General features: G+C 65.6%; 24 protein-coding genes. 15 read left to right on the top strand and 9 right to left on the bottom strand.

Annotated elements, in window-relative coordinates; translation table 11 throughout:
* Nucleotides 1-740 (bottom strand): hypothetical protein (locus tag ACQUQ0_RS12335; RefSeq protein ID WP_435185417.1); only part of this gene is annotated, 740 nt, incomplete at its 3' end.
* 401 nt (nucleotides 741-1141) lie between these two features.
* Between ACQUQ0_RS12335 and ACQUQ0_RS12330 the strand changes: the two genes are divergently transcribed.
* Nucleotides 1142-1657 (top strand): hypothetical protein, encoded by a 516-nt coding sequence (locus tag ACQUQ0_RS12330; protein WP_435185415.1) that lies wholly within the window; start codon nucleotides 1142-1144, stop codon nucleotides 1655-1657.
* A 69-nt stretch (nucleotides 1658-1726) separates the two neighbouring features.
* On the opposite strand, the gene ACQUQ0_RS12325 is transcribed toward ACQUQ0_RS12330, so the two are convergent.
* The 3 genes from ACQUQ0_RS12325 to ACQUQ0_RS12315 form a co-directional block, all read right to left on the bottom strand.
* Nucleotides 1727-2767 carry a tyrosine-type recombinase/integrase gene (locus tag ACQUQ0_RS12325; RefSeq protein WP_435185414.1) on the bottom strand — a complete coding sequence of 347 codons (1041 nt, stop codon included), beginning with the start codon at nucleotides 2765-2767 and terminating at the stop codon, nucleotides 1727-1729.
* Nucleotides 2768-3197: 430 nt separating this feature from the next.
* Nucleotides 3198-3587 (bottom strand): hypothetical protein, encoded by a 390-nt coding sequence (locus ACQUQ0_RS12320; RefSeq protein ID WP_435185412.1) that lies wholly within the window; start codon nucleotides 3585-3587, stop codon nucleotides 3198-3200.
* Nucleotides 3584-3943: a hypothetical protein gene (locus tag ACQUQ0_RS12315; RefSeq protein WP_435185409.1), complete on the bottom strand. Its 360-nt coding sequence runs from the start codon at nucleotides 3941-3943 to the stop codon at nucleotides 3584-3586. The genes ACQUQ0_RS12320 and ACQUQ0_RS12315 overlap by 4 nt, the downstream gene beginning before the upstream one ends.
* 169 nt (nucleotides 3944-4112) lie before the next feature.
* Between ACQUQ0_RS12315 and ACQUQ0_RS12310 the strand changes: the two genes are divergently transcribed.
* On the top strand, nucleotides 4113-5303 hold the full coding sequence (locus ACQUQ0_RS12310; protein WP_435185408.1) for a redox-regulated ATPase YchF: 1191 nt from the start codon (nucleotides 4113-4115) through the stop codon (nucleotides 5301-5303).
* 26 nt (nucleotides 5304-5329) lie between these two features.
* Here the strand turns inward: ACQUQ0_RS12310 and ACQUQ0_RS12305 are convergent, their stop codons facing one another.
* Complete coding sequence (locus ACQUQ0_RS12305) at nucleotides 5330-6829, bottom strand: sulfatase-like hydrolase/transferase (RefSeq protein ID WP_435185406.1); 1500 nt, start codon at nucleotides 6827-6829, stop codon at nucleotides 5330-5332.
* 169 nt (nucleotides 6830-6998) lie between these two features.
* Between ACQUQ0_RS12305 and ACQUQ0_RS12300 the strand changes: the two genes are divergently transcribed.
* Together ACQUQ0_RS12300 and ACQUQ0_RS12295 are read left to right on the top strand one after the other, a co-directional pair.
* The gene (locus ACQUQ0_RS12300) at nucleotides 6999-7595 is read left to right on the top strand and encodes a cyclodeaminase/cyclohydrolase family protein (protein WP_435185405.1); all 597 of its coding nucleotides are present in this window, start codon (nucleotides 6999-7001) and stop codon (nucleotides 7593-7595) included.
* 52 nt (nucleotides 7596-7647) lie between these two features.
* Nucleotides 7648-9486 (top strand): PAS domain S-box protein, encoded by a 1839-nt coding sequence (locus ACQUQ0_RS12295; protein ID WP_435185403.1) that lies wholly within the window; start codon nucleotides 7648-7650, stop codon nucleotides 9484-9486.
* 33 nt (nucleotides 9487-9519) lie between these two features.
* Here the strand turns inward: ACQUQ0_RS12295 and ACQUQ0_RS12290 are convergent, their stop codons facing one another.
* Nucleotides 9520-10035, bottom strand: a complete 516-nt coding sequence (locus ACQUQ0_RS12290; RefSeq protein WP_435185401.1) for a hypothetical protein — start codon at nucleotides 10033-10035, stop codon at nucleotides 9520-9522.
* A gap of 212 nt (nucleotides 10036-10247) precedes the next feature.
* Here ACQUQ0_RS12290 and ACQUQ0_RS12285 point away from each other — a divergent pair, with 212 nt between their 5' ends.
* Nucleotides 10248-10487, top strand: a complete 240-nt coding sequence (locus ACQUQ0_RS12285) for a hypothetical protein (RefSeq protein WP_435185400.1) — start codon at nucleotides 10248-10250, stop codon at nucleotides 10485-10487.
* A 187-nt stretch (nucleotides 10488-10674) separates the two neighbouring features.
* On the opposite strand, the gene ACQUQ0_RS12280 is transcribed toward ACQUQ0_RS12285, so the two are convergent.
* Entirely contained in the window at nucleotides 10675-11133 is a 459-nt protein-coding gene (locus ACQUQ0_RS12280) for a universal stress protein (RefSeq protein WP_435185398.1), read from the bottom strand.
* Between the two features lie 558 nt (nucleotides 11134-11691).
* Between ACQUQ0_RS12280 and ACQUQ0_RS12275 the strand changes: the two genes are divergently transcribed.
* The 6 genes from ACQUQ0_RS12275 (at nucleotide 11692) to ACQUQ0_RS12250 (ending at nucleotide 16783) form a co-directional block, all read left to right on the top strand.
* Nucleotides 11692-12474 carry an ABC transporter ATP-binding protein gene (locus ACQUQ0_RS12275; RefSeq protein ID WP_435185396.1) on the top strand — a complete coding sequence of 261 codons (783 nt, stop codon included), beginning with the start codon at nucleotides 11692-11694 and terminating at the stop codon, nucleotides 12472-12474.
* A 2-nt stretch (nucleotides 12475-12476) separates the two neighbouring features.
* Nucleotides 12477-13268 carry an ABC transporter permease gene (locus ACQUQ0_RS12270; RefSeq protein WP_435185394.1) on the top strand — a complete coding sequence of 264 codons (792 nt, stop codon included), beginning with the start codon at nucleotides 12477-12479 and terminating at the stop codon, nucleotides 13266-13268.
* A complete protein-coding gene (locus ACQUQ0_RS12265) occupies nucleotides 13259-14044 on the top strand; it encodes an ABC transporter permease (RefSeq protein ID WP_435185424.1) in 786 nt (261 codons plus the stop codon). The genes ACQUQ0_RS12270 and ACQUQ0_RS12265 overlap by 10 nt, the downstream gene beginning before the upstream one ends.
* Nucleotides 14045-14238: 194 nt before the next feature.
* Nucleotides 14239-15327, top strand: a complete 1089-nt coding sequence (locus ACQUQ0_RS12260) for an amidohydrolase family protein (protein ID WP_435185392.1) — start codon at nucleotides 14239-14241, stop codon at nucleotides 15325-15327.
* Nucleotides 15324-15704: a Rieske (2Fe-2S) protein gene (locus tag ACQUQ0_RS12255; protein ID WP_435185390.1), complete on the top strand. Its 381-nt coding sequence runs from the start codon at nucleotides 15324-15326 to the stop codon at nucleotides 15702-15704. The genes ACQUQ0_RS12260 and ACQUQ0_RS12255 overlap by 4 nt, the downstream gene beginning before the upstream one ends.
* A gap of 71 nt (nucleotides 15705-15775) precedes the next feature.
* Nucleotides 15776-16783: a malate dehydrogenase gene (locus ACQUQ0_RS12250; RefSeq protein WP_435185388.1), complete on the top strand. Its 1008-nt coding sequence runs from the start codon at nucleotides 15776-15778 to the stop codon at nucleotides 16781-16783.
* Nucleotides 16784-17020: 237 nt separating this feature from the next.
* Here ACQUQ0_RS12250 and ACQUQ0_RS12245 read toward each other — a convergent pair whose 3' ends face one another.
* Nucleotides 17021-18046, bottom strand: a complete 1026-nt coding sequence (locus tag ACQUQ0_RS12245) for an ABC transporter substrate-binding protein (protein ID WP_435185386.1) — start codon at nucleotides 18044-18046, stop codon at nucleotides 17021-17023.
* Between the two features lie 103 nt (nucleotides 18047-18149).
* A complete protein-coding gene (locus ACQUQ0_RS12240; protein ID WP_435185384.1) occupies nucleotides 18150-18650 on the bottom strand; it encodes a universal stress protein in 501 nt (166 codons plus the stop codon).
* Between the two features lie 138 nt (nucleotides 18651-18788).
* On the opposite strand from ACQUQ0_RS12240, the gene ACQUQ0_RS12235 reads away from it, so the two are divergent.
* The 4 genes from ACQUQ0_RS12235 to lpdA all read left to right on the top strand — a co-directional run bounded on the left by ACQUQ0_RS12235 (nucleotide 18789) and on the right by lpdA (nucleotide 24193).
* The gene (locus ACQUQ0_RS12235; RefSeq protein ID WP_435185382.1) at nucleotides 18789-19955 is read left to right on the top strand and encodes a thiamine pyrophosphate-dependent enzyme; all 1167 of its coding nucleotides are present in this window, start codon (nucleotides 18789-18791) and stop codon (nucleotides 19953-19955) included.
* A gap of 2 nt (nucleotides 19956-19957) precedes the next feature.
* Nucleotides 19958-20923 carry an alpha-ketoacid dehydrogenase subunit beta gene (locus tag ACQUQ0_RS12230; protein WP_435185381.1) on the top strand — a complete coding sequence of 322 codons (966 nt, stop codon included), beginning with the start codon at nucleotides 19958-19960 and terminating at the stop codon, nucleotides 20921-20923.
* A 60-nt stretch (nucleotides 20924-20983) separates the two neighbouring features.
* The gene (locus ACQUQ0_RS12225; protein ID WP_435185379.1) at nucleotides 20984-22699 is read left to right on the top strand and encodes a 2-oxo acid dehydrogenase subunit E2; all 1716 of its coding nucleotides are present in this window, start codon (nucleotides 20984-20986) and stop codon (nucleotides 22697-22699) included.
* A gap of 69 nt (nucleotides 22700-22768) precedes the next feature.
* Nucleotides 22769-24193 carry a dihydrolipoyl dehydrogenase gene (gene lpdA / locus ACQUQ0_RS12220; protein WP_435185377.1) on the top strand — a complete coding sequence of 475 codons (1425 nt, stop codon included), beginning with the start codon at nucleotides 22769-22771 and terminating at the stop codon, nucleotides 24191-24193.
* The last annotated feature ends 28 nt before the right edge of the window (nucleotides 24194-24221 follow it).

Below are 24221 nucleotides of genomic sequence, written 5' to 3'. Positions count from 1 at the left end.
CTATCTCGCTGTCTGCTTCGGTTGGTTGCACATCCTCCCAAAGCAGACACTTCCTCTAACCCGATGTGATCGACTGAATATCTCTTATAGGAGTATGATGAGTAGGCAAATAGAAGCGCCCCTAATATACAAAGCGGTATGGCTACCTCAATAAAGTCCCAAAATGAGGGAAAATATAGTAGGTACTTCGGATCTCTATCAACCCGAGGAATAACGGTACGGAAAAAATAGTGTATCAGATACAGTATAGGCAATCCAGTTAGCAGAACTAACATACTGCGGGAAAACGCATATATCGCTTGGAATGTTTGAGATCTTCCGCTTTGGGTCTGGTACACGTGGCTCTGGATAATTGGATAGAGTTTTTTCCATTCGTCCTTAGTTAATTGATCAGTTTGTTTCATTATATCTGTATCTCCAAGCATAAACCCGCATTCCTTTTTGAACCTATTAATAATTCTCTGCTCTCTTTCATCCGGATTAGCCAATTTGTGCCCGAAGTGATCTCGGTGACTCATTATTCGAGTCCAGTTTGAGAATTTGCTCTCAAACAACGCTGAAAGAGCGTGTAAAGCCTGACCGAAAACAAAAGAAAGGACAAGGATCGGAATTACAGCCGCTATTATACCTATTGTAATGGGCTTTGGGAGAAGCAGGTAGAATGATAAGAGTGTGGCCAATCCCGGTATAAAGACGCTGAAGAAGTCATAGACGCTAAAAAGACGGAACGGACGTGCCATCTTGATTTGTGCTTTCTTTTAATTTACTTATAAATTGTGACTGCCCCTTCCCCCCGCTTCTAATGTCGTTCGGTTAATCGGTGAGTAGTATTTTTATTATATGGTTGTCACTATTGTTCCAAAACACTCCGAGGTGTGGACCCGGCAGTTCGGCCTGTAGCGTTTAGTCTGGTTGAGAACCCGTCTGAATATAAGCGAATAAAGATAGAACCAGCGGCGCGTTCTCGCCGGTGAGGGACTATTCGAGAACAGACTCCATAGCCAATAACTCCGAGTTATACTTTTCTCAAGTGGTTTCTCCGTCGCTCGATTTTCTTTACTAAGTATTATCATCGGCAGGAAAGAAAACGATCCAGTCAATACCTGAAATTTAATTAAAATGAAGACAACGCCAACGTTAGATGTTCACGGAAAATTTGCCTCCCGCGCTCGCTTTGGCGCTTCCCCAACTCGGACTTATCTTTGTAGGTATTCTCATAGAACGTCACTATGTTAGCCGAGTAACAGCCTTCGCCAATTCACTGGCACTTGTCGCCCACGTGGCAACCAGATCGAATGTCGGGTTCTGGTTCGGCGTCTATGCTGATGTTGGATTATTACTGGGGATCGTAGGAATCCTCGCATACCTCACCGAGAATAGCCTTAGAACGGAGTACTATCTGGGATCGCTATTCTTGTACTCCGGGCTTCCAGTCGGAACAGTAATCTTGCTCCCGGATCAGTGGGTGCTGGCTCTCATTTCGTCAGGCGTCGTGACATTTATAATTGGATATTTCACCGACGTTACTCTGGCCTATACTGACCGACTTGACGGAGCAGTCTATCAGTATGCCAAAGGAATCACAATTGAACATACTAACAAAGAGGCCGGGTATCGGGCTAAGATCAATCTACTTGACGCCCTCAAAAACGACTGAAAAGATGAGAGAGGTGTTTATTCCAATCCAGCGGGATCAGACGCTGTTGATATAGTCTTCTCTGCGGACCTATTCGTGAAGGAACTCCCGCCGATTCTGTCGCTTCCGCTCGTTCGTTCGGAAGTCGTAGTGCTTCTCCAGTACCTCCACGGACACATCAACACGTTCCGATAGCGGTTCCTTCGGCCATCCCTCGTTAATGTGATTCGTGATAGACCCCTTCCGTACTGGATGGAGAGAGACGGAGTCCGGACAGGAAGGGGCCTGTTCTTTGTCCTGTGCCGCCTCACACGACTCTATCTCTCGGTTCAGGGGGCACTTCCCGCCGCTAACACACGGTCGAGTGAGGGCGACTATGTTCTTGTACGCCCGTTGTCGATAGAGTCGGCCACTCGGAACGGTGAACAGTGGTTCGCGCCCGTAGTCGTCCTCACGACTCTCTCGGGGTGAATTAACGTAATCGGAGAGGACGTTCGCCAGTCCGTCCGAGATCGTTACGTCTCGTTCGCTCTTGTTCTTATTCTTCAGTGGGGTTCCTTCGGATGGGCGGTTACGGAACTTGAGGATACTGTCGTCGTGTGGACTGGGTTCGAAGTCGTTGAGATCGAGTGCAATAGCCCCAGAGATCCGACAGCCCGTATGCCACATCGTGTAGAAGAGGGCGTGATAGATACTTGCGTAGTGGTACGTATCGAGATATTGCAGCACACTCTCGGCGTGCCCCTCTCGGAGAACCTGTTGGTTCACGTCCTCGTCTTCGGGAACGTCTGGTATCTCCATTTTCTCGTGAAGCCCCCATTCGACTAACTCGCGGTGAGCCATCCACTTGATGAAGACGCGGAGGTGTTTCGCGTTGTTGTGGACGGTGACCGGCTTCACTTCTTCGCGGCGCTGGTCAATCCACTTCGTGATGTTCCGTTTGGATATGTCGCCGGTGACTGAGACGCCGACGTTCTCGCAGTATTCGATGAAATCCTTGGTGGGATACTTGTAGGCTCGCGCGGTAGAGGCCTTCTGGGTTTGTTGTTTGTATTGCAGAAAGTCGCGTCGGGCTTTCTGTAGTGGCGTTACTTCGCTCGGGTCACGGTCTTCGGTCGGGTTGAACTCCATTTGTTGGGACCGCTCAGGCATCCTCTGGAGGTCAAGGCGCTGGATTCTTTCAGCGTCTCCCGCGCGAAGCGCAACCGAGCCGCAGTAATCGCATTACTGCGGCGAGGTCGGGGGTTCCAAATCCCTCCGGCCCCATTCTTGCACTAAACAACGGCGTAGCCTCGTCTACAACCCCATATTCTAGAGGTTATATAAACCCGTTTCGGGTATTCACGAACTGATATGAGTCCCGAATCGACTCTGATCCGCGCCTGTCGAGATGTATACTCCGTGATCCCTGACTGATAGTGATTACTCTCGCTGTTTACCGCCGAAAGCCACCACCGGTGACGGCGTTGGGCGGGAAGAGACGAGAGTAATCACTATGACTCCCTGAATCCCCATCGAACGGCTCTCCGACACTCCGCGCGGTTCGTTTTTGTCAGTCAGTTCACCGCGACGCCTCGGCGTCGACGACCCTGACGGGATCGACGCCGGCCGCAGCCGCGACGGTCGCGGCGTCGACGTCGAAGCGTCGGCGGGCGAGCCGCGCCCCCGAGACGACCAGCTCTTCGTGCGGGTCGGTGTCGCCCGGGACCCAGGCACCGGCGTCGATGCCGTCTCGCGGGCTGGCAGAGAGCGCCCGGATGGCGACGGTGCTCACGAGGGCCGCGCCCGCGCGGTCGACGCTCACGGACTCCGCGGACGGCGAGTCCGCCTCCGCGCCGGCGCCCGCACGGTGGAGCGCCCCCGCGAGAGCGAAGTACCGGCGGGCGTCGGTCCCGTCGACGAGCGCCCGTCGGAGCGCCGCGTCGACGACGTCTTCGAGCGCGTCGGTCACGCTGGAACCGCGGTCTCCCGGAAGTCGGCGTCGGTCACGGTCCCGTCCGGGCGGAGCGAGACGCGCCCGAGCGTGACCGTCTCGCCCGTCTCGGCCTCCTTCGCGATCCGCCGGAGCGTCGCCTCCCGGTCCAATCGCTCCCAGACCGTCCGCTCGACGAGCCGCTGGAACGCGTCGGGATCGGACCAGCCCGAGTCGATGTCGGCGGGCACGTGGACCACGAACTGGAACTCCGTTTCGGTGACGTGGATCCCGACGCCGAAAGTGTCGGCGTCCGGGTCGGCAGCGCCGCCTTCGCCGTCGATGTCGGCGTCAGCGGACGACGCGCCGTCGTCCCCGTCTCCCGTCTCTGTCATACCCGCCAGTGCGTGCGCGTCAGGCAAATACCCCGCGGTGGATGGGGCCGAAGCGACCCGCGCGCGACCGTCACGCCATCGCCGCACGGTCACGCTGAGCTATGTGATCACGTCACAGCGCGGGCATAGATAGCACGCCTTTTGACCGGCGAGGGGTTGTCGTGACCCAATGAGCTACAAGATCGGACTCGTCGGCAAGCCCTCGGTCGGCAAGTCCTCCTTCTTCAACGCGGCGACGATGAACGACGTGCCCGAGGGCGCGTACCCCTTCACGACGATCGATCCCTCGGTGGGGGAAGCGTACGTCCGCGTCGACTGCGCGGCCCCGGAGTTCGATGAGACCTGCACGCCCTCGGTGGGCTTCTGCGACGACGGCACGCGGTTCGTCCCGGTCAAGCTCGTCGACGTCGCGGGGCTCATCCCCGGCGCCCACGAGGGCAACGGCCTCGGCAATCAGTTCCTGACCGACCTCAACGAGGCCGACGTCCTGGTCCACGTCGTCGACTTCTCCGGGACGACGGACATCGAGGGCGAGCCCACGGAGGGCCACGACCCCCGCGACGACATCGACTTTCTCGAAGAGGAGCTCGATATGTGGTACCTCGACATCCTGGAGAAGGGGCTCGAACGCTACCGCTCGGGCTACCACGGCGAGGAGGCGAACGTCGAAGAGGACCTCGCAGAGCAGATGTCGGCGTTCAAGACGAACAAAGACGAGATCAAGCAGGTCCTGCTGTCGACGGGCGCGGGCCTCGACCCCGACGAGTGGGACGACGAGACGAAAGCGCGCGTCGCCCGCGAGATCCGGAAGCGGACCAAGCCGATCGTGATCGCGGCGAACAAGATGGACACCGACGCGGCCCAGGAGAACTACGCGGAGATCACCGCCGACCCCGACTACGACCACCTCACCTTCGTCCCCACGAGCGCGCACGCGGAGAAGGCGCTCAAGAAGGCCGACGAGGCTGACGTCGTCGACTACCAGCCCGGCGCGTCGACCTTCGAGATCGTCGGCGACCCCTCCGAGGAGCAGGCGACGGGGCTCGAACAGATCCGCGAGTACGTCGCGGAGTACGACGGCACGGGCGTCCAAGACGTACTCGAATCGGCGCTCTTCGACGTGATGGGCGCCATCGCGGTCTTCCCCGGGAGCGCGAACGGCCGCGCCGACACCCAGGGCGTCTTCCGCGACTGCTTCGTCCTGCCCGAGGGCTCGACGACCGAGGACTTCGCCTACCACCTACACTCGGACATCGGCGACGGCCTCCTCCACGGCATCGACTGCCGCTCGAACCGTCAGGTCGGCGCCGACCACGAACTCGCCCACCGCGACGTCGTCGAGATCGTCACGACGAACTGACCACCGCGGCTCGGGGCCCGAGTCCGTCAGTAGTACCCGAGCGACGCCAGTTGTTCCTTGGTCGCAGCAGAGAGCGATCGGTCCTCGCGGGGCGTGGCGACGTCCACCTCGGCGAACCAATCGAACGCCGCCTCGATCCGCTCGCGGCGACGATCCGACACCGGGCTGCCACGGTCGTCGGGAGTCACACCGCCGTCCGCGCTCGGAGTCCCGGAAGCAGCCGTCTCTGGGGCCGCGTGCCCCCGCGGTCGCGACACCGATTGGGCGTCCATCACGAGGAGTTCGCAGGTGTCGGATCCCCAGTGGTAGGTCTTCCTGACGATGCCCGACAGCGACTCGGGCGTCGTCGCCGGACCGGACGCCGGGGTGTAAACCGCCCTGCTCGGAGCGAAGAACCGCTCGGGGTCCGATACCTCTTCGTAGCGGTCGCGGAGATCTGCGGTGACGGGCTGCTTCGAGGCGACCACCGGCCCCACCGGGACGAAGGCGTCCGGCGGAACGTGGCGGCCATCGGCTACCCGGCGCGCGATCTGCGGAAACTGCGTCAGCGACGCCGGTCGCACGACGTCCCGGCGCCGTCGGTCCGTCCCGGGGTGCCGCACGAGCAGCGGGACGTGGAGCAACGCCTCCGACATCGGGACGATGTGAGACACCGCGGTCGGTTCGTCGGGGAGGCGTCCCGGTTCGCCGAACCCGTCGCCGTGGTCCGCACAGACGACGAGGAGCGTCTCGTCGAGGACGCCCCGCCGCCGCAGCCCGCGGACGAGCCGTTCGACGACGGCGTCGACCTGTCTGATCGCCCCGTCGTAGAGCGATTCCAGTCCGCGGAGGGCCCACATCGGTTCCTCGCCGGTGTGGAAGTCCCACTCCCATCGGACGTCGAGGTCGGCCTGTAGCGCTCGGGCCCGGTCGTCGCCCCACCGGTCGTATCGGTCCACCGGCTCGAACGGTCGGTGTGCGTCCATCAGGTTCACGCAGGCGGCCCACGGACCGTCCCCGCGGTCGTCGATCCACTCGAGGAACCGATCCGCGTAGTAGAATCCGTTCGGCCCGGGGTTGATCGCGCTGGTCCGGTACTCGTCGGCGTACTCCTCTGGCGTCGATCGGACCGTCTCGAAGGCCCCGTTGAGCCCGACCTCGTGTTGTGCCACGAACCCGTTCTCGGTGAACAGCCCCGTCGCGTACCCGTACTCTCCGGCGAGTTCCTCGAAGACCGTGTGTCCGGGTTCGAGGCGGTCGTGGACGGTGACTTCGTGGACGTGGGTTTCGAGCCCCGTAAAGAGGCTCACGTGACTCGGGAGACTCCAGTTCGAGGGCGCGCGTGCTTGGTGGTAGACGGTCGATTCCCCGGCCAGTTCTGCGAGGAACGGCGTCGTCTCCCGTCGAGCCCCGTACAGCGAGCAGTTCGCCGCCCTGACGGAGTCGAGCACGACGAGACAGACGTTCGCGGGCGAGTCGAACGCCCCGTCGAAAGAGATGCTCGGGCGAGCGTAGCCTCCCGCGTGGTCACGGTGATCTGACGTCATACCCGACTCTGGGACGCCGGACGGCTTGATAATTACCAAATATCTGTCAATATCGGCGGGGAGGCCGACGGTCGGGTGGGGACGGATCTCCTTGAGTTTGTCTCTCACAGTACGTGCGACTCCCCGAGACCCGACAGCCTCAAAACCGCGCTCGAACAACTGGGGGGTGATGGACCCGACCGAGCGGACCGTCGCGGACCTCGCCGGCGGGATCGCCGCCGAGCGCGTCGCGCCGGCGGGCGGGACGGCGCTCGCCGTCTCGGGAGCGATGGGGGCCGCGCTCTGTGAGATGTGCTGTGTCCACTCGGCGGGCGACGTTCCGGACCGGGACGCAGAGCGCCTCGCCGACTGCCGTGCGGCGCTCGAACGCCACCGCGTGACGCTCCTCGCGCTCGCGGACCAGGACGCCGCCGTCGTCGACGAACTGTTCGGGAGCGGGTCGGGGGAGTCGACGGCGCGCGACCGGAAGCGGGCCGCCACCGTTCCGTTCACGGTCGCAGAGACCACACTCGAAGTCCTCAGACTCGCCGAGACCGTCGTCGACCTGGGACGCGGCGCGGTCGTCGCCGACGCCGAAACGGGGATCTGTTTGACCGAGAGCGCGTTCCGGGGATCGCTGGCGACGGCCCGCCGGAGCCTCGCGTGGCTCGACGACCCCGACTTCGGAGCCGACCTCCGCGAGCGGCTCGACGCGCTGGAGGCGGCCGCCGCCGACCTCGATCTCCCGTGCGACCGGGCCGACCGTCACGGTCGATCCAGCACGTAACTGTCGTCGCGACGAGAAATCTCTAATACGCTCGCCCGTGAACGGATCGTCTATGGCTTCGGGGATCCGGGGGATCCGGGTTCTGCACGTCGACGACGATCCCCAGTTCACCGACCTGGCCGCCGCGTTTCTGCCGAGACACGGCGATGGCCTGACGGTCGAGTCGGCCCACACCGTCGAGGACGCCCTCGCCCGTCTCGACGCCGAGCGGATCGACTGCGTCGTCTCCGATCACGACCTCACGGCGACCACCGGCATCGACTTCTTCGAGACGGTGCGGGAGCGCTATCCGGATCTCCCCTTTATCCTCTTCACGAGCAAGGGGTCCGAGGAGGTCGCGAGCCGCGCCATCTCCGCCGGCGTCACCGACTACCTCCAGAAGCAGCGCGGGACCGAACAGTTCGAGCTGCTGGCGAACCGCATCGAGCACGCGGTCGAGCGGCTCCGGTCCCAGCGGACCGCGAACAACCGCAAGCGACGCCTGGAGACGCTCGTGAGCAACCTCCCGGGGATGATCTATCGGTGCCGGAACGAGTCCGGGTGGCCGATGGAGTACGTCGCGGGCGAGACCGAACGCCTCGTCGGATACACGCCCGAGGAACTCCAGTCCGGGGACGTCGGGTGGGGCGCGGACGTCCTCCACCCCGACGAGCGCGAGCGGACCTGGGAGATCGTCCAGGAGGCGATCGAGGACGACGAGCCCTTCGAGTGTACCTATCGGGTCGTGGCCGCCGACGGCTCGATCAAGTGGATGTGGGAGCGCGGACGGATCACCGAGCGGCCGCCGAGCGCGGCCGAGCTCACGGCCGTCGACGGTGAGACAGAACGGGTGCTCGAAGGGTTCATCACGGACATCACGCCGCTCAAAGAGCGGGAGGCCGAACTGGAGCGGAGCGAGCGGCGGTTCCGCGCCATCTTCGAGGACCCGAACGTCCTCGTGGGACTGCTCGCGCCCGACGGGACGGTCAGGGACGTCAACCGCACCGCACTGGAGTACGTCGACGCCGAGCGCGAGGAGCTGATCGGGACGGCGTTCCGGGAGACGCCGTGGTGGTCCGAGACGTCGCGGCCGGACGTCGACGAGTGGATCGAACGCGCGGCCTCGGGAGCGTACGTCGAATTCGAGAGCGAACACCCCGTTCCGGGCGGCCACTCGGTTTTCGTCGAGGGGATCTTCCGGCCGGTCACAGACGACGAGGGGGCCGTGACCGCGATCGTCGTCTCCGGGCGGGACGTCACGGCCCGGCGGGAGCGCGAGCGGGAGCTCAGGCGGCAGCACGACCGGCTCGACGACTTCGCGAGCTTCATCTCCCACGACTTCCAGACGCCGATCGCGACCGCCCGGGGCCGGCTCGAACTCGCGCTCGAAACCGACGACGAGGCGCACATCGAGCGGGCCATCGACGCCGTCGACCGGATCGACGAGCTCAGAACGGACCTCGCCGAGACCCTGCGGAACGGCGAGGTCGTCGCCGACCCCGAGCCGATCGCCGTCGAGGAAGCCCTCGAATACGTGTGGGCGACGGCCGACCCGGGCGCGGGGGCGTCATACGAGGTCGTCGACCCCGTCGAGATCGAGGCCGACCCCGAGGCGTTCCACCGGCTCCTCCAGAACCTCTTGCGGAACTCGATCGAGCACGGCGACGACGACGTCACCGTCCGGATGGGCCCGCTCGAAGACGGGTTCTTCTACGAGGACGACGGTCCCGGCGTCGATCCATCGATCAGGGAGGAACTGTTCGCGCCGGGGTTCTCGACGAAGCCGGACGGTACGGGCGTCGGACTGGGGATGGCGAGCGTCCGCCAGGTCGTCGCCGGACACGGCTGGGAGATCGAGGTCACAGACGCCAGCGCACTCGGCGGCGCGCGGTTCGAGATCAGGGATACCTGATGCGACTACTCCGTCGGGATCGACCGCCGCCCGTCAGGACCGAGCCCCCCTGAACGCGAGGCGATAGTCGTAGTTCACGCCGTCGTAGCGGAGGAGCGTCCGCCCCTCGTCGTCGACGCCGGCGTCCTTCCTGATGTTGCCGTCGAGGTAGGCCCGCTTGTGCATCGCCCGGAGGAGCTCCCGGTACGCCGCCGAGTAGGGATGTGACTCCTCGTAGGCGTCCCGGCGGGCCGCGTCGACGACGTCGCGGGCGCCGGCCGAGAGGTCGGCGCGGTCGAAGCGCGCGTCGACGAACCTCGCCCGGAGGATCGCCTCCATTTCCGCGGGCGAGTCGGCGACCGGCTCCGCGACGGCGCGGTAGATGGGCTCGTAGAACGTCTCCCGCGAGATCTCGACTGCGTACCGCCGGTCGCGATAGGTGACGTACGCCGGCTCGTCCGCGAGGAGTTCGCTCGACTCGATCCGATCGGTTCCCCGGTAGACGAAGCCGCCGCGCTCGACGAGCCCCCACGGCGCGCCGCCGGGGTTCCCGCGGGCCCGGGTCGCCATCTGCGCGATCCGAACCGCGGTCGCGTCGCCCTCGGGGAGGCTTTCGGCCGCGACGGCGTCGGCTCCGTCCTCGGCGTCGGCGTCGTCCGTCGGAGACGGAGGACCGGGTGAACCGCCTCGGCCTCGCCGACGACGATCGATCCGAGCCGGTAGTACGTCCCGTCCCGCCTCGCGTAGACGGGATCATCGGGAGTGGCGAAAAACGGCTTCCGGTGCTGGGTCGTGTACGTCTCGCCGTCGAGGACGGCCTCGAACGCGGCCTCGTCCCAGTCGGGGGTCGTATCCGCGAGGTCGACGACGAACGAGTCCCGGAGCGTGTCGCCGGACCGCGAGAGCGCGAGCGCGAGGGTGGTCTCGTCGGCCTCGTCTGTGCGTCCGTCGAACGAACTGATAGTGATTACTCTCGTCTCTTCCCGCCGAACGCTGTCACCGGGGGTGGCGTTCGGCGGTAAACAGTGAGAGTAATCACTACGAGACAGCCGGCGGTCGCGACCAGGGACGACGCCGCGATGGCGCCGAGAAACTGTCGTCTGGAGGGGAGAATGTCTATCATCGGGGAGGATCGTCGCACGGTTTCCGTCGCGCTCGCAAAAAAGCCGCGGTGCGGACCTCTGGGCCCACGGTCGCCGGCGGGGTGGACTACCCCTCGACGGCTTCGACGGGGGTTTTGACCACGGTGACGGGCATCTCGGCGAGCCGAAGGACGCGGTCGGTGACGCTGCCGAGCAGGCTCCGGTACTCGTCGGGGCGGCGGCGCGTCCCCATCACGACCAGGTCGACGTCGGTCTCGCGAGCGAACTCGACGATGGTCTCGGGCGGGCGCCCGTGTCGGAGCGCCGTCTCGACGGCGACGCCCGCGTCCCGCGCGCGGTCGGCGACCGCCCCGACCGCCTCCTCGCCGACCTCTTCGAGCCCGTGTTCGGGGCCCTCGCGCTCGTCGACGTACTCGTCGCCGCTGTAGGCGTCGTAGACGTCGCTGTCGACGACGTAGAGCACGTGCAGCGTGGCGTCGTGGTGGGCCGCCAGCTGGATCGCGTGGTCCGTCGCCCGGTCCGATGCGGCCTCGCCGCCGGTCGCGAGCAGGATGTCACTGTACATAGGTGAAGGTAGCATACCAACCATAAAAAAGCACGATGGTGGCTGCGGGGCCGTCGGAATCGCGGTCTCGGATCGGCGTGTAATCGACGGCGACAGGGAAGAAAGCGAGTCATTGAATAAACTTAGAAAAGTTGTTTCTATATTTTCGACCGCAAATTGGACTGGAATAGCTTCTGAATTGTATAATACTTTGTTAACTAAAACAGTATCGAAATTTGTAATCTGTATTAATCTTCTAACATACCACGACAGAATCGCCGCGGCGCGGCACACGATGCGCCGGAAGGAAGGTTTTTGTACGATGGTGACCGTATCGACATCGTGTTACGTGGTAGCAATAGCGGTCTCGACCACTTGAACGTGTCATACGTGCGGATCTCGTCCGGTACTCCGGTGGTGCGATGTCGGTGATGTCTTCGCTTTGCGACCGCCGGCGCGAGGGGACACGGGACACGGCGCGGTACACACGGAGGTTCATATGATCACGAACGACAGCGACGACGGCGAACACGCGACGAACCGGAACGCTCGACGCACCAGAACAGAGGTGTGGTATTGATGGACGGACGGGTCACGATCTCCGAACTCGAAAAGGTGTACGGCGAGGGCGCAGAGCGAACGAAGGCGATCGAGAACCTCTCGTTCGAGGTCGACGGCGGCGAGTTCGTCAGCGTCGTCGGTCCCAGCGGCTGCGGGAAGAGTACGCTCCTGTACCTCATCGCGGGCTTTCTCGACGTGACGAGCGGCGCCATCTCGGTCGACGGCAACCCGATCCAGGGACCGGGCACGGACCGGGGCGTCGTCTTCCAGGACTACGCGCTGTTTCCCTGGCGGACCGTCTTCGAGAACGTCACCTACGGCCTCGAAGAGGACGGCGTTCCCAAGGAGGAGCGCCAGAGCATCGCCCAGCAGTACATCGACATGGTCGACCTCGACGGCTTCGAGGACAAGTATCCGAAGGAGCTCTCGGGCGGGATGAAACAGCGCGTCGCGCTCGCGCGGACCCTCGCGTACGAGCCCAAGATCCTGCTGATGGACGAGCCCTTCGGCGCGCTCGACCAGCCCCTCCGGGAGTCGCTCCAGGATCAACTGCTCGACATCTGGGGCGACCTCGAAAAGACCGTCGTGTTCATCACCCACGACGTCGAGGAGGCGGTCTACCTCTCCGAGCGCGTGATGATCATGACGCGTCACCCCGGGACGAAAAAGACCGTCACCGAGGTCGACCTCGATCGCTCGGGATCGCGTGAGGATATCGTCACGTCCGACGCCTTCGCCGAGTACAAGAACACCGTCTGGAAATCCCTCCACGAGGAGACGAAAACAGAGGTGACCCTGTAACCGTGCGATACGCGACCTCGCGACGCATCGAAGGGCTCCCGGCGCCGTTGCAGCGCGCCGCGCAGACGCTCGTCGACTGGATCCCGCTGGCGATCGTCGTCGTCCTATGGGACCTGGTCAGCGGCGCGATCGTCGCGACCGCCGTCCTGCCCGCACCGGCGATGGTCGCCGGCGAGATCGTCGCCCTCTTCGTCACCGGCCAGGTGTTCTCGCACCTCTTCATTTCGTTGTTCCGCGTCCTCGTGGGTCTCGCTTTGAGCATCATCGTCGGCGTCCTCCTCGGAATCGGGATGGCGCGCTCGGACCCCATCGAGAACTTCTTCGACGTGTTCCTCGCGATGACCTACCCGATCCCCAAGACCGCCCTGGTGCCGCTTGCGATCCTGTGGCTCGGCGTGGGGACGAAGACCGCGATCCTCATCGTCTTCCTCGCGTGTCTCCTCCCGATCGTGCTCAACGCGTACAACGCCGCCGGCAACGTCGACCAGAACCTCATCTGGTCGGCGAAGATGATGGGGACTGAAGGCCGCGACGTCCTGCTCAAGGTCGTCTTTCCGGCGACGATCCCCGAGATCCTGACGGGGGTCCGACAGGCCGTCCCGATCGCGTTCATCGCCCTCGTGAGCGCCGAACTCATCGCGTCGAATCAGGGGATGGGATACCTCATTCTCACCTCCGGACAGATCGGCAACTACCCGCGGATGTTCGCCAACATCGTCGTCATCTCGGCGGTCGCCTTCATCGCCGTCCGCCTCTTCGAGGAGGTCAGAGAGAGGTGGTTGGCATGGACGTGACCGCCGACGCGAACCCGCGGTTCGATCTCTCGAAGGCGGTCGAGATGGCGAAGTCGGTGTACTCGCTGGTCATCGTGTTGGTCCTCTGGGAGGCCGTCGCCCAGCTCGGACTGATTCACTACTACTTCCTCCCGCCGCTTTCGGACATCATCCTGCGGTTCGTCGAGCTGACGCTCAACGGACAGATGCTCTACAACGCGTATCTCACGCTGATGCGCGCGCTCGTCGGACTCGCCATCGCCACGGTCTTCGGCGTCGTCGTCGGCGTGCTGTCGGCGCGGAACGACCTCGTCGATTGGTTCTTCGATCCGATCATCAAGATCGGGTACCCGGTGCCGATCATCTCCCTGATTCCGGTGTTTATGCTCTGGTTTGGCATCGGCGACATCTCGAAGATCATCATGGTCGCGGTCGGGACGTTCTGGCCCGTCGCGGTCAACGCCCGCGACAGCACCCGCCAGGTCGAGACGAACCTCATCTGGTCGGCGAAGATGATGGGGACGAACGACCGCCGCCTGCTGTGGCGGGTCGTGATGCCGGCCGCGCTGCCGGGCATCCTGACCGGCTTCCAGATCGCGATGCCGCTGTCGCTCATCATCACCTTCGTCTTCGAGATGGTCGCCGGCGGCGGCGGCCTCGGCGCTTTAGAGATCGCGGGCGTCCGGTCGTTCGAGTCCACCCAGGTCTACGCCGCGATCATCGCGATCATGCTCATCGGGATCGCCCTCGACCGACTGCTCCGGGTCGCCCGCAGCCGACTCCTACACTGGACCTGACGTCTCCCTCCCCGTCTCTCGTTTCGCCGCCCGTTCTCTTCGCCCGCCGGCGGCCCGCGTACTAGCGCAAAAACATAAATGGTCGTCCATCAAAGATACGTCCGTATGCCAGCCATACCCAGGCACGTTCGGACGGAGTCGAAACGCCCTCCAGCGGTCGCGAGCGCGACGGTAGGTGAGCGGGAGGGAGACCGATGATCGACGCCGAGTCGGAGCTCGTCGTCGACTGCGACTGGCACTACCAGGACTCGTTCAAGGAGGTCGCCGAGTACATGCCCGAGCCCTGGTACACCAAGTACAAGAACAGCAAATGGGACGACGCCGGCGTGAAGCAGAACCTCAGTTCGTTCTTCCCGACGTCGACGGGGGATCGGCAGAACTACGGGAAGGTCTTGCGCGAACACTCGAATTACCCCGAAGAACCCGAAGACCCCGAGCGCGTCACCGAGGGAATGGACTTCCTCGATATCGATATCTCACTGCAGATCTCGCATCTCATCCTCGCGATGGGCGGCGTCACCGCCGACGACGAGCGGATTCAGGCGTTCACCAAGGGCTACATCGAGTATATGCTCGAAGAGGTCCTGGACCCCGACGAGGGCGTCTACGGCCTCGCCCCGATGCCCTACGGCGACGTCGAAGCCTCCCTCGACATCCTCGAACGGGTCGAAGACGAGGAAGCCTACGTCGGCGCGTGTTTCGTCACCGCGGGCGCGAGCCCCCCGCTCGGCAATCGGAAGTACGACCCGATCTACGAGCGCTGCGAGGAGATGGACTTCCCCGTCGTCTATCACACGGGCGGATCGGGTCTCGACGAGTACGTCCGCGCGGGCTACCAGGAGATGATCGAGACCCACACGCTCGGCTTCCTGGAGTCGAACATGTCCCAGATCGTCAGCGTCGCCTGCCAGGGCGTCCCCGAGAAGTACCCCGACCTCGACATCGTCTTTATGGAATCTGGCGTCACCTACATCCCCGGGCTCGTGAGTCGACTCGACGAGGAGTACCTCAAACGCCCCGAGGAAGCGCCGCTCTTGGATACGCGTCCCAGCGAGTACATCACTGACTTCTACTTCGGCACCCAACCGCTGGAGGTCTCTGCGCGCAACGATCTCTTGGAACTGTGCTTCGATATGATCGGCACCGACCGCCTGCTCTATGCCTCCGATTACCCCCACTGGGACTTCGACAGCCCCTCGATCATCAACGAACTCCCGATGCTCGACGACGACGAGCGCCGGTCGATTCTCGGCGGCAACGCCCTGGAGGTGTTCGAGATATGAGCGACTCGGAGAATCTGGTCGAGGTCGGGCCCGCCTCGGAGTTCGAGGACGGCGACGCGGAAATCATCCAGGTCGGCCGCACGGAAGTCGGCGTAATCCGGGCAGAGGGAGAGTTCTACGCGATCCGCAATCAGTGCCCCCACGACGGCGGCCCCGTCTGTAAGGGCAACGTCCAGAAAGAACTGGTCGGCGAATTCAAAGGCACGGGCAAGCGCGTCGACCAACAGTACAGCGACACGGACATCATCTCCTGCCCCTGGCACGGCTGGTCCTTCGAGTTAGAGACGGGCATCCACATCGGCGACGACCGCATCCGCGTCCCCACCTACGACGTCGTCGTCGACGACGGCATCGTCTACGTCGACAAGGGCGACTGAACGGGGCGCCTTCGGGGGACTTCGGGAGTCCCCGGGACAATCTACTTGTGTCCGAGCGGCGAGGTCCGGGTATGCACGTTGCGATCATCGGCGGCGCGAGCACGATCGGGACGACCGTGGCGTACACACTGTCGGGGCTGGCCCCGAGCGTCGACGTCTCGCTCGTCGACATCGACGAGGGGGCCGCGTGGGCCCACGGGACCGACATCGAACACGCGAGCTACCACTTCGCGCACGCGCCGGGCGCCGTGCCCGGCCACGACGCGGACTCCGTGGGGACGATCCGCTCGGCGACGCCCGACGAACTCGGGGAACTGGACCCGGACCTGCTCGTCTTCAACGCCGCGGCGCCACAGCCCGACGACGCCACCGACCCGAGCGCGCGCGAGGCCGAACTGGAGCGGAACCTCTCGATCGTCCGTGACGTCGCCGAGGACCTCCGGTCCCTGGATCCGACGCCGCTGTTGGTGGTGACGAACCCGATCGATCGGATCGTCTACCACTTTTATACCCTCTTGGAGTGGCCGCGGCGGTGTTTCATCGGCTACTCGCTCTCGGAGACCGCGCGGATGGCCGACGGCATCGCCGACCTCGTCGACGGTCACCGGAACGACGTCTACTGCCCGATGATGGGCGAACACGGCGAGCATATGGTCGCGGTCTTCAGCCGGGCTCGCGTCGACGGCGATCCGCTCGACGTCACCGAGTCCGAGCGCACAGAGCTGATGGAGTACGTCCGCGACATCCCGTTCGACATCGCCGAGGAGCGCGGCGTCGACGAGACGTCGCGGTGGGTGACGAGCGCGGGCGTCTCGCGGGTGGTCCGCGCGATGGCCGCCGCGGACGGCGACGTCCCGATAGACGGAACGACGGCGGGCGTCGAGCCCGCGGGCGAGGACTGGACGTTCTGTCTGTCGACGCCGCTCGACGGCGAATACGGCTTCGAAGACGTCTCCCTCGGCGTCCCGGTCGACCTCGATGCCGGCGGCGTCGCGGCGATCCACGAGTGGGACCTCACAGACGGCGAGTCGGCGGAGCTCCGGCGGGCCTACGAGTCGGTGCGGGCAGACCTACCCTGACGCCGGAGCGACAGCGAGAAAGCGTGGGTGGCGGCCGGTGGTCAGCGGTCGACCGCCGGGGGTGGGTTTTCGGCCGAAAGCCGATCACGCGGGGGTGTCTGGGGTGCCTCTGCGTTCCCGCGCGATGCGTTCGTTCGCCGGCGGCGCCTCGCGACGATCCGGGACCGGCTCGCGGCGTCCGCGGCTGCGAGTGCGGCTCACGCCGCGGGATGGCCGCTCCGACCGTCGGACCGGAACTCAGTTCGAGGGAACGAACTCGTTGGTCGCGTACTGCTTGACGTCGAAGCTCTCTTCGAGGAATCCGAGGTTGACGAGTTCGTCCATCGCGAACTGGAGACGCTGATAATCGATGGTGATGTCCTGTCGGTAATAGTCGTTGTGGTTGAGGAAGAACCCGTCGACCACCGGCTCCGGGAGCCCGAAGTGCTCCGCGGCCAGCGAGACGACTCGCGAGCGGTTGTTGTAGGAGTACTCGACAAGTTCGGCGAGGTCCTCGCCCCAGGCGCCGATGGCCTCGGACTTCTGGTCGATGGAGTTGTTGGAGGCGACCGTGAAGGCGAACGGGTAGGCCTCGTCCCAGAGGTCCTGGCTCGAATAGACGGCGTTGAAGCCTTCCGAACGCGCCGAGACGGCGAACAGCGCGGGGAAGATCCCGGCGTCGAGCCGGCCGTCCTTGAGCGCGGAGACGAACGTCGGGAACGGTAGCTCGACGATCTGCGCGTCGCTCCCGTACTCGAAGCCCGCCTGCCGCGCGCCCTTCCGGAGGACTGCGTGGGTCCCCGTCCCCCGGGCGTTGACGCCGACGTTCTTTCCTTCCAGATCCGAGATCTGGGTGATGTCCGAGTCCGCCCGGGAGAAGATCGTGAAGCCGTACCACTCGGGGTGGGCGTCCCAGAAGTCGGTAGCGACCATCGAGATGTTGCCCGGGACGGCCTCCTGAGTGACCGCCGAGGCGTAGCTCACCGTCGAGAGCAGCGCGAGGTCGACCTCGCCGGCGGCCATCGCGTTCAGCGAGTCCGGCGTGCTCTCGTTTCTCGTCACGCTGAGTTCGTACTCCGAGCCGACGTTCGTGAGCTCGTTCCGGATCTCCTCGATCGCGAACAACGAGCCGAAGTTCTCGACCGGGACCGTGAACGCGAGCCCGAGTTTGGGCGTCCCGCCGCCCGTGATGCCGGAGCATCCGGCGAGGCCTGTCAGTCCGACGGTGCCCGTCGCTGCGCCGGCCTTCAGGAACGACCGACGGCGTATGCTATCAAATGCCATTATCGAAAGGGAAAGATTCGATGGTACATAAAACTACGTATCGGGTGATGCGTTCCGGCCGGTTTCGACGACGGCCGGGCGAAAAAGACAGTCAGCCGCCGGACTATTCGTCGGCCATCACGGCGACCACGGGGCGGTCGGCCGAGAGCAGGATCGACTGGGTCTTGCTCCCGAAGAGGGCCTTCCCCGTGGGCGAGCGCTTCCGGCCGCCGATGACGAGGTAGTCGGCCTCGCGCCGGTCCGCCTCGGCCAGGATCTCCTCGACGGGCCCGCCGACGCGACCCATCAGGACCGTGTCGGTGGGATCGTCGAGAGTCCCGCGGACGACGTCGCGGGCGACGCCCGTCGCGTGGCGCTCTCCATCCTCGATCGTGTACTCGTCGACTTCTTGGTGCGGCCGGGCGTCGCCGCCCCCGTAGGAGGCCGGCGTCGTGACCGCTCGGCCCGACGAGCCGCCGGCGGCCGACCGGAACTCCTCGAAGACGTCCTGCGGCATCACGTGGAGCACGACGTGTTCGACGCCGAGCGCCGCCGCCAGCTCCGCGCCCCGCTCGACAGCCTCGCTCGGGGTCGTCTCGCCGTCGACCGCTGTCAGTATCGTCATATCCGGATACTCCGAGCGGGTCCACATAAATCGTGGTGCCGATTCCGCGCGCGCGGAGACCGCCGGCGGCGGCACCGACGTCTACGGCCGCGCACCCGCGATTTTATTACCGGGCCCACGAAACACATCCGCCGTCGAATGAGCGACAGAGCATCAGACAGGCGAGTACCGTCGGCTGTCGGCAACGGCGACGGAGAGGTGGCGGTCCTGAGCCAGGCGGACCTCGCGGTGCCCACCCACCAGATCGTCGAGCCCGACGGGTCCTACGACCCCGAGGTGGTCCCCGACCTCTCCGAGGAGGAACTGTGCGACCTCTACCGCTGGATGGTGACCGATCGGGTGTTCTCCCGGCGGATGGTGAACATCCAGCGCCGCGGCGAGCTGGGGACCTTCGGCTCGACCCGCGGGCAGGAGGCGAGCATCGTCGGGAGCGCGTTCACCCTCGAACCGCAGGACTGGCTGTACGTCGGCCGCGCGTGGACGCCGATGTTTATGCGCGGCGCGTCGATGGACGACACGATTCGCTTCTGGCGCGGGATCGAGGAGGGTCAACAGGCGTTCGCGAAACAGAACTCCCAGATCGCGATCTCGATCGGCTCGCACGTCCCCCTGGTCGCCGGACTGGCGTGGGGGATGCAGCTGGACGACGCCGACGCCGTCGCGACCGCGTACATCGGCGACGGGGCGACGAGCACCGGCGCGGCCCACGAGGGCATCAACCTCGCGGGCGCGCTCTCGCTGCCGGCGCTGTTCTTCTGCCAGAACAATCAGTACGCGATCTCGATGCCGGTCGACGAACAGACCGGCGCGAAGACGCTCGCACAGAAGGCGCTGGCGTACGGCATCGACGCGATCCGGGTCGACGGCCAGGACGTCCTCGCGGTCTACGACGCGGTCCAGACCGCCCGCGAGCGGGTGAAGAACGGCACGCCCGTGTTCGTCGAGTCGGTCACCTACCGGCTGGACGCCCACACCACGAGCGACGACCCGACGCGCTACCGCGAGGACGAGGAGGTCCGAGCCTGGGAGGAAAACGACCCCATCGAGCGCTATCGCTCCTTCCTGAAGTCGGAGGGGCTGTGGTCCCAGATCGACCACGACGCCGTCGTCGAGGACGTCGAAGCCGAGTTCGACGCGGCGCTGGCGGCGGCCAACGAAATGCAAGAGCGGCAGGTCGCCGAGATCTTCGCGCACGTCTACGACGAGCTCCCGCCGGAGCTTTCCCGACAGCGGGAGGCGTTCGAGGCGTTGTTAGAAAAGCGACCCGAGATGTACGACCACATCGAACAGCGGCCCAAGGGATGACGATGCAGGCAACAATCGTTCAGGCGGTCAACGACGCGCTGCACGGGGAGATGGAACGCGACGACCGGGTGGTCGTCTTCGGCGAGGACGTCGCCGAGAGCGGTGGCGTCTTCCGCGCCACCGACGACCTCCTCGAGGAGTTCGGGAGCGACCGCGTCGTCGACACGCCGCTGTCGGAGATCGCGATCGTCGGCGGCGCGACCGGGATGGCGATGTACGGCTACCGACCCGTCGCGGAGATCCAGTTCTCGGGCTTCCTCCCGCCGGCGTTCGACCAGCTCGTCACGAACGCCAGCCGGATCCGCTGGCGGACCCGCGGCGAACTCACCGCCCCGATGGTGGTGCGGACGCCGTACGGGGCGGGCGTCCGCGCGCTCGAACACCACTCTGAGAGCCTGGAGGGCGCCTACGCCCACATCCCCGGGCTCAAGGTGGTCGTGCCGAGCACGCCCGCGGACACGAAGGGCCTGCTCACGGCGTCGATCCGCGACCCCGACCCGGTGCTGTTTATGGAGCCCAAGCGGATCTACCGCTCCGTGCGCGAGGAGATCCCCAAGGGCGACCACGAGGTGCCGCTGGGCGAGGCGGCGGTCCGCCGCGAGGGCGCTGACGTCACCGTCGTCGGCTGGGGCGCGATGATGCCGCCGACGCTGGAGGCGGTCGAAGACGGCGACGTCGACGCCGAGGTGATCGACCTCCGGACGATCTCGCCGATGGACACCGAGACGGTCGCGGAGTCGGTGAAGAAGACCGGCCGCTGCGTCGTCGTCCACGAGGGCCCGCGGACGCTCGGCGTCGGGAGCGAGCTCGTCGCGCGGATCAACGACGAGGCGCTGATGTATCTGGAGGCGCCGATCGAGCGCGTGGCCGGCTTCGACACCCAGGTCCCGCTGCTCTCGATGGAGGACTTCTACCTCCCGCACCCGCCGCGGATCCGCGACGGGATCGAGCGGGCGCTGTCGGACTGAGCTTCCCCCCGTCCGACGCCGCAGGGAAATACTGAAAGGGTTGTGCGTCGACCGGTCGGTATGGTAGAACGCACCTTCGAGTTGCCGGACCTCGGCGAGGGGATCGCCGAGGGCGAACTCGTCTCCTGGCTCGTCGCGGCCGGAGACCCCGTCGAGGAAGACCAGGTCATCGCGGAGGTCGAGACCGACAAGGCGCTCGTGGAGATCCCGAGCCGGTACGACGGGGTCGTGACCGAACTCCACTACGACGAGGGCGAGACCGTCCACGTCGACGCGACGTTCGTGACCTTCGAGGTCGACGAGGGGGAGGGAGCGGCCGGGACCGCCGACGCCGAGAGCGAGGCCGAATCGGCGGCCGAGCCGTCGACGACGGACGCCGACGAGACGACCGAATCCGCAGGCAGTGACGACGCCGCGGAGGCAGACGCGCACGCAGCCGCGGACGCGGAGCCGGAATCGACCGCCGGGGCCGAGGAGCCCTCTGTCCCGAGCGGCCGCGTGTTCGCGTCCCCGAGTACGCGCTCGCTCGCCCGAGAGCTCGGCGTCGACATCGGCGGCGTCGAGGGCACCGGGCCGGGCGGTCGCGTGACCGCGTCGGACGTCCGAGCGCACGCCGAGGGCGAGGCCGAAGCGAGCCGGACAGCCGCGGCGGCCGGAGCGAGCGCGGCTGAATCGGGCGGCGATACGGCGAGCGTCGCGCAGACAACAGACGGCGTCGTCGGGAGCGACGACTCGGGGGGTGCTGGCAGAGCGCCGGTCGCCGTCACGGGCGAGAGCGCCGACCGCGAGCGGACGCTGGCGATGCCGGCCACGCGGCGCCTGGCCGAGGAGCTCGGCGTCGATCTGAACGCCGTGCCCGCCAGCGAGGAGCGGGAGGGCGAGCCGTTCGTGACGCCCGAGGACGTCCGGGCCTTCGCCGAGCGCGGGGGGGAAGCGGCGGCCGAGGAGGCGGCTGAATCGGGCGCCGACGCGTCGGCGACGACCGAATCCGCAACGGAGGCGGGGGCCGTGGCGTCGACGGCGGAAGCGGACACCTCGGCCGACGCCGCGAGCGCGGGCGGCGAGGCGGACCGCTCGGACCGCCCCGGCGAGCGCGTCCCCTACCGCGGCGTCCGGCGGACGATCGGCGAGCAGATGGCCCGCTCGAAGTATACCGCGCCGCACGTCTCCCACCACGACGAGTTCGACGCGACCGATCTGGTCTCGCTGCGCGAGGAGCTCGATGCGGCCGCCGGCGAGGACGTGAAGCTCACCTACCTCCCGCTCGTCGTGAAGGCGATCACGTCGGCGCTCGAAGAGTACCCGTACCTCAACGCCAGCCTCGACGAGGAGGCCGAAGAGATCGTCCTCCACGACGAGTACAATGTCGGCATCGCGGTCGCGACCGACGCCGGGCTGATGGTCCCCGTCGTCGACGACGCCGACCAGAAGGGGCTCAAGCAGCTGGCCCGCGAGATCGACGACCTCGCGACGCGGGCCCGGAGTCGGAAGATCAAGCCCGAGGAGATGCAGGGTGGGACGTTCACCATCACGAACATCGGCGTCATCGGCGGCGAGTACTCCTCGCCGATCATCAATCACCCCGAGGCCGCCATCTTCGCGATGGGCCCGATCAAGAAGCGCCCGTGGGTCGTCGACGACGAGGTCCTCGCGCGGACGACGATGCGATTCTCGATGTCGGTCGACCACCGCCTCGTCGACGGCGCCGACGCCGCGCGGTTCTCGAACCGCGTCAAGGAACTGCTGGCGGACCCGACGCGGCTCCTCCTGGAGTAGGCCCGGACCTCCCCCGGCGCCCGACCGCAGACGGATGGCTTTTTGATTCGCGGCCGAGAGGAGTCGGGTATGGTAATGGGCGACATCGCGACGGCGACGGACCTCCTCGTCATCGGTGCGGGACCGGGCGGGTACGTCGCCGCGATCCGCGGCGCACAGCTCGGACTTGACACGACCTTGGTGGAAAAGGACGCCTACGGCGGCACCTGTCTCAACCGTGGCTGCATCCCCTCGAAGGCGTTCATCCACGGCGCCGACGTCGCACACGAGGCCGCGAACGCCGAGGAACTGGGCATCCACGCCGACCCCGCAGTGGATATGCGCCAGATGCAGCAGTGGAAGTCCGGCGTCGTCGACCAGCTCACGAGCGGCGTCGAGAAGCTCTGTAAGGCCAACGGCGTCGCGCTCCTGGAGGGCACGGCCGCCTTCGAGGACGAACACACCGCGCGGATCGCCCACGGCGGCGAGGGCCAGGGAATGGAGACCGTCGAGTTCGACCAGGCGATCATCGCGACCGGGTCCCGCCCCCTCCGGATCCCCGGCTTCGATTTCGACGACGAGCCGGTGCTCTCCTCGGCGGAACTCCTCCAGATGGAGTCGGTCCCGGACAGCCTCGTCGTCGTCGGCGCGGGCTACATCGGGATGGAGCTGTCGACGATGCTCGCGAAGCTCGGGACCGACGTGACCGTCGTCGAGATGCTGGACGACGTGCTGCCGACGTACGAAGACGACATCAAGCGGATCGTCCGCTCGCGCGCCGAGGACCTCGGCGTCGAGTTCCACTTCGGCGAGGGCGCGACCGCCTGGGGGGAGGCGGGCGACGGCGTGGTCGTCTCGACCGAGACCGAAGACGGCGAGGTGTCGGAGTACGCCGGCGACGCCGTCCTCGTCGCGGTCGGGCGCCAGCCCGTCACCGACACCCTGGAACTGGAGTCGATCGGCCTGGAGCCGAACGAGAACGGCTTCGTCGAGACCGACGACCGCGCCCGGACCGACGTCGAGAACGTCTTCGCGATCGGCGACGTCGCGGGCGAGCCGATGCTCGCGCACGCGGCCAGCGCCGAGGGCATCGTCGCCGCCGAGGTCGCCGCGGGCGAGCCGGACGCGCTCGATCAGCAGGCGATCCCCGCCGCGGTGTTCACAGATCCCGAGATCGCGACCGTCGGGCTGACCGAGACGGAGGCCGAAGCAGAGGGCTTCGAGCCCGTCGTCGGCGAGATGCCGCTGCGGGCCAGCGGTCGCGCGCTCTCGATGAACGAGTCCGAGGGCTTCGTCCGGGTGGTCGCCGACGAGGCGAGCGGCATCGTCCTGGGCGGCCAGCTCGTCGGCCCCAACGCCTCCGAGCTCGTCGCGGAGGTCGCCCTCGCCGTCGAGATGAGCGCGACGCTCGAAGACGTCGCCGGCACGGTCCACACGCATCCGACGCTCGCCGAGGCCGTGATGGAGGCCGCCGAGAACGCGCAGGGCCAGGCGATCCACACGCTGAACCGCTGAGCGTCCGACGCCGACCGTCGGCGTCCCC

It is taken from the genome of Halobellus sp. EA9, assembly GCF_051195055.1.
GTDB lineage: Archaea > Halobacteriota > Halobacteria > Halobacteriales > Haloferacaceae > Haloquadratum > Haloquadratum rubicundus.
Note: the sequence above shows the minus strand (reverse complement) of the source record. Positions and strands in the feature narration are given on the sequence as shown.

What these genes read in the sequence shown, in the direction of transcription:
- ACQUQ0_RS12330 (WP_435185415.1), top strand. Translation starts at nt 1,142, where the DNA reads ATGTTCACGGAAAATTTGCCTCCCGCGCTCGCTTTGGCGCTTCCCCAA.
- ACQUQ0_RS12325 (WP_435185414.1), bottom strand. Translation starts at nt 2,767, where the DNA reads ATGGAGTTCAACCCGACCGAAGACCGTGACCCGAGCGAAGTAACGCCA.
- ACQUQ0_RS12225 (WP_435185379.1), top strand. Translation starts at nt 20,984, where the DNA reads ATGGTAGAACGCACCTTCGAGTTGCCGGACCTCGGCGAGGGGATCGCC.
- ACQUQ0_RS12310 (WP_435185408.1), top strand. Translation starts at nt 4,113, where the DNA reads ATGAGCTACAAGATCGGACTCGTCGGCAAGCCCTCGGTCGGCAAGTCC.
- ACQUQ0_RS12240 (WP_435185384.1), bottom strand. Translation starts at nt 18,650, where the DNA reads ATGACGATACTGACAGCGGTCGACGGCGAGACGACCCCGAGCGAGGCT.
- ACQUQ0_RS12315 (WP_435185409.1), bottom strand. Translation starts at nt 3,943, where the DNA reads ATGACAGAGACGGGAGACGGGGACGACGGCGCGTCGTCCGCTGACGCC.
- ACQUQ0_RS12260 (WP_435185392.1), top strand. Translation starts at nt 14,239, where the DNA reads ATGATCGACGCCGAGTCGGAGCTCGTCGTCGACTGCGACTGGCACTAC.
- ACQUQ0_RS12300 (WP_435185405.1), top strand. Translation starts at nt 6,999, where the DNA reads ATGGACCCGACCGAGCGGACCGTCGCGGACCTCGCCGGCGGGATCGCC.
- ACQUQ0_RS12255 (WP_435185390.1), top strand. Translation starts at nt 15,324, where the DNA reads ATGAGCGACTCGGAGAATCTGGTCGAGGTCGGGCCCGCCTCGGAGTTC.
- ACQUQ0_RS12245 (WP_435185386.1), bottom strand. Translation starts at nt 18,046, where the DNA reads ATGGCATTTGATAGCATACGCCGTCGGTCGTTCCTGAAGGCCGGCGCA.
- ACQUQ0_RS12280 (WP_435185398.1), bottom strand. Translation starts at nt 11,133, where the DNA reads ATGTACAGTGACATCCTGCTCGCGACCGGCGGCGAGGCCGCATCGGAC.
- ACQUQ0_RS12295 (WP_435185403.1), top strand. Translation starts at nt 7,648, where the DNA reads ATGGCTTCGGGGATCCGGGGGATCCGGGTTCTGCACGTCGACGACGAT.
- ACQUQ0_RS12275 (WP_435185396.1), top strand. Translation starts at nt 11,692, where the DNA reads ATGGACGGACGGGTCACGATCTCCGAACTCGAAAAGGTGTACGGCGAG.
- lpdA (WP_435185377.1), top strand. Translation starts at nt 22,769, where the DNA reads ATGGTAATGGGCGACATCGCGACGGCGACGGACCTCCTCGTCATCGGT.
- ACQUQ0_RS12305 (WP_435185406.1), bottom strand. Translation starts at nt 6,829, where the DNA reads ATGACGTCAGATCACCGTGACCACGCGGGAGGCTACGCTCGCCCGAGC.
- ACQUQ0_RS12290 (WP_435185401.1), bottom strand. Translation starts at nt 10,035, where the DNA reads ATGGCGACCCGGGCCCGCGGGAACCCCGGCGGCGCGCCGTGGGGGCTC.
- ACQUQ0_RS12235 (WP_435185382.1), top strand. Translation starts at nt 18,789, where the DNA reads ATGAGCGACAGAGCATCAGACAGGCGAGTACCGTCGGCTGTCGGCAAC.
- ACQUQ0_RS12265 (WP_435185424.1), top strand. Translation starts at nt 13,259, where the DNA reads ATGGACGTGACCGCCGACGCGAACCCGCGGTTCGATCTCTCGAAGGCG.
- ACQUQ0_RS12230 (WP_435185381.1), top strand. Translation starts at nt 19,958, where the DNA reads ATGCAGGCAACAATCGTTCAGGCGGTCAACGACGCGCTGCACGGGGAG.
- ACQUQ0_RS12250 (WP_435185388.1), top strand. Translation starts at nt 15,776, where the DNA reads ATGCACGTTGCGATCATCGGCGGCGCGAGCACGATCGGGACGACCGTG.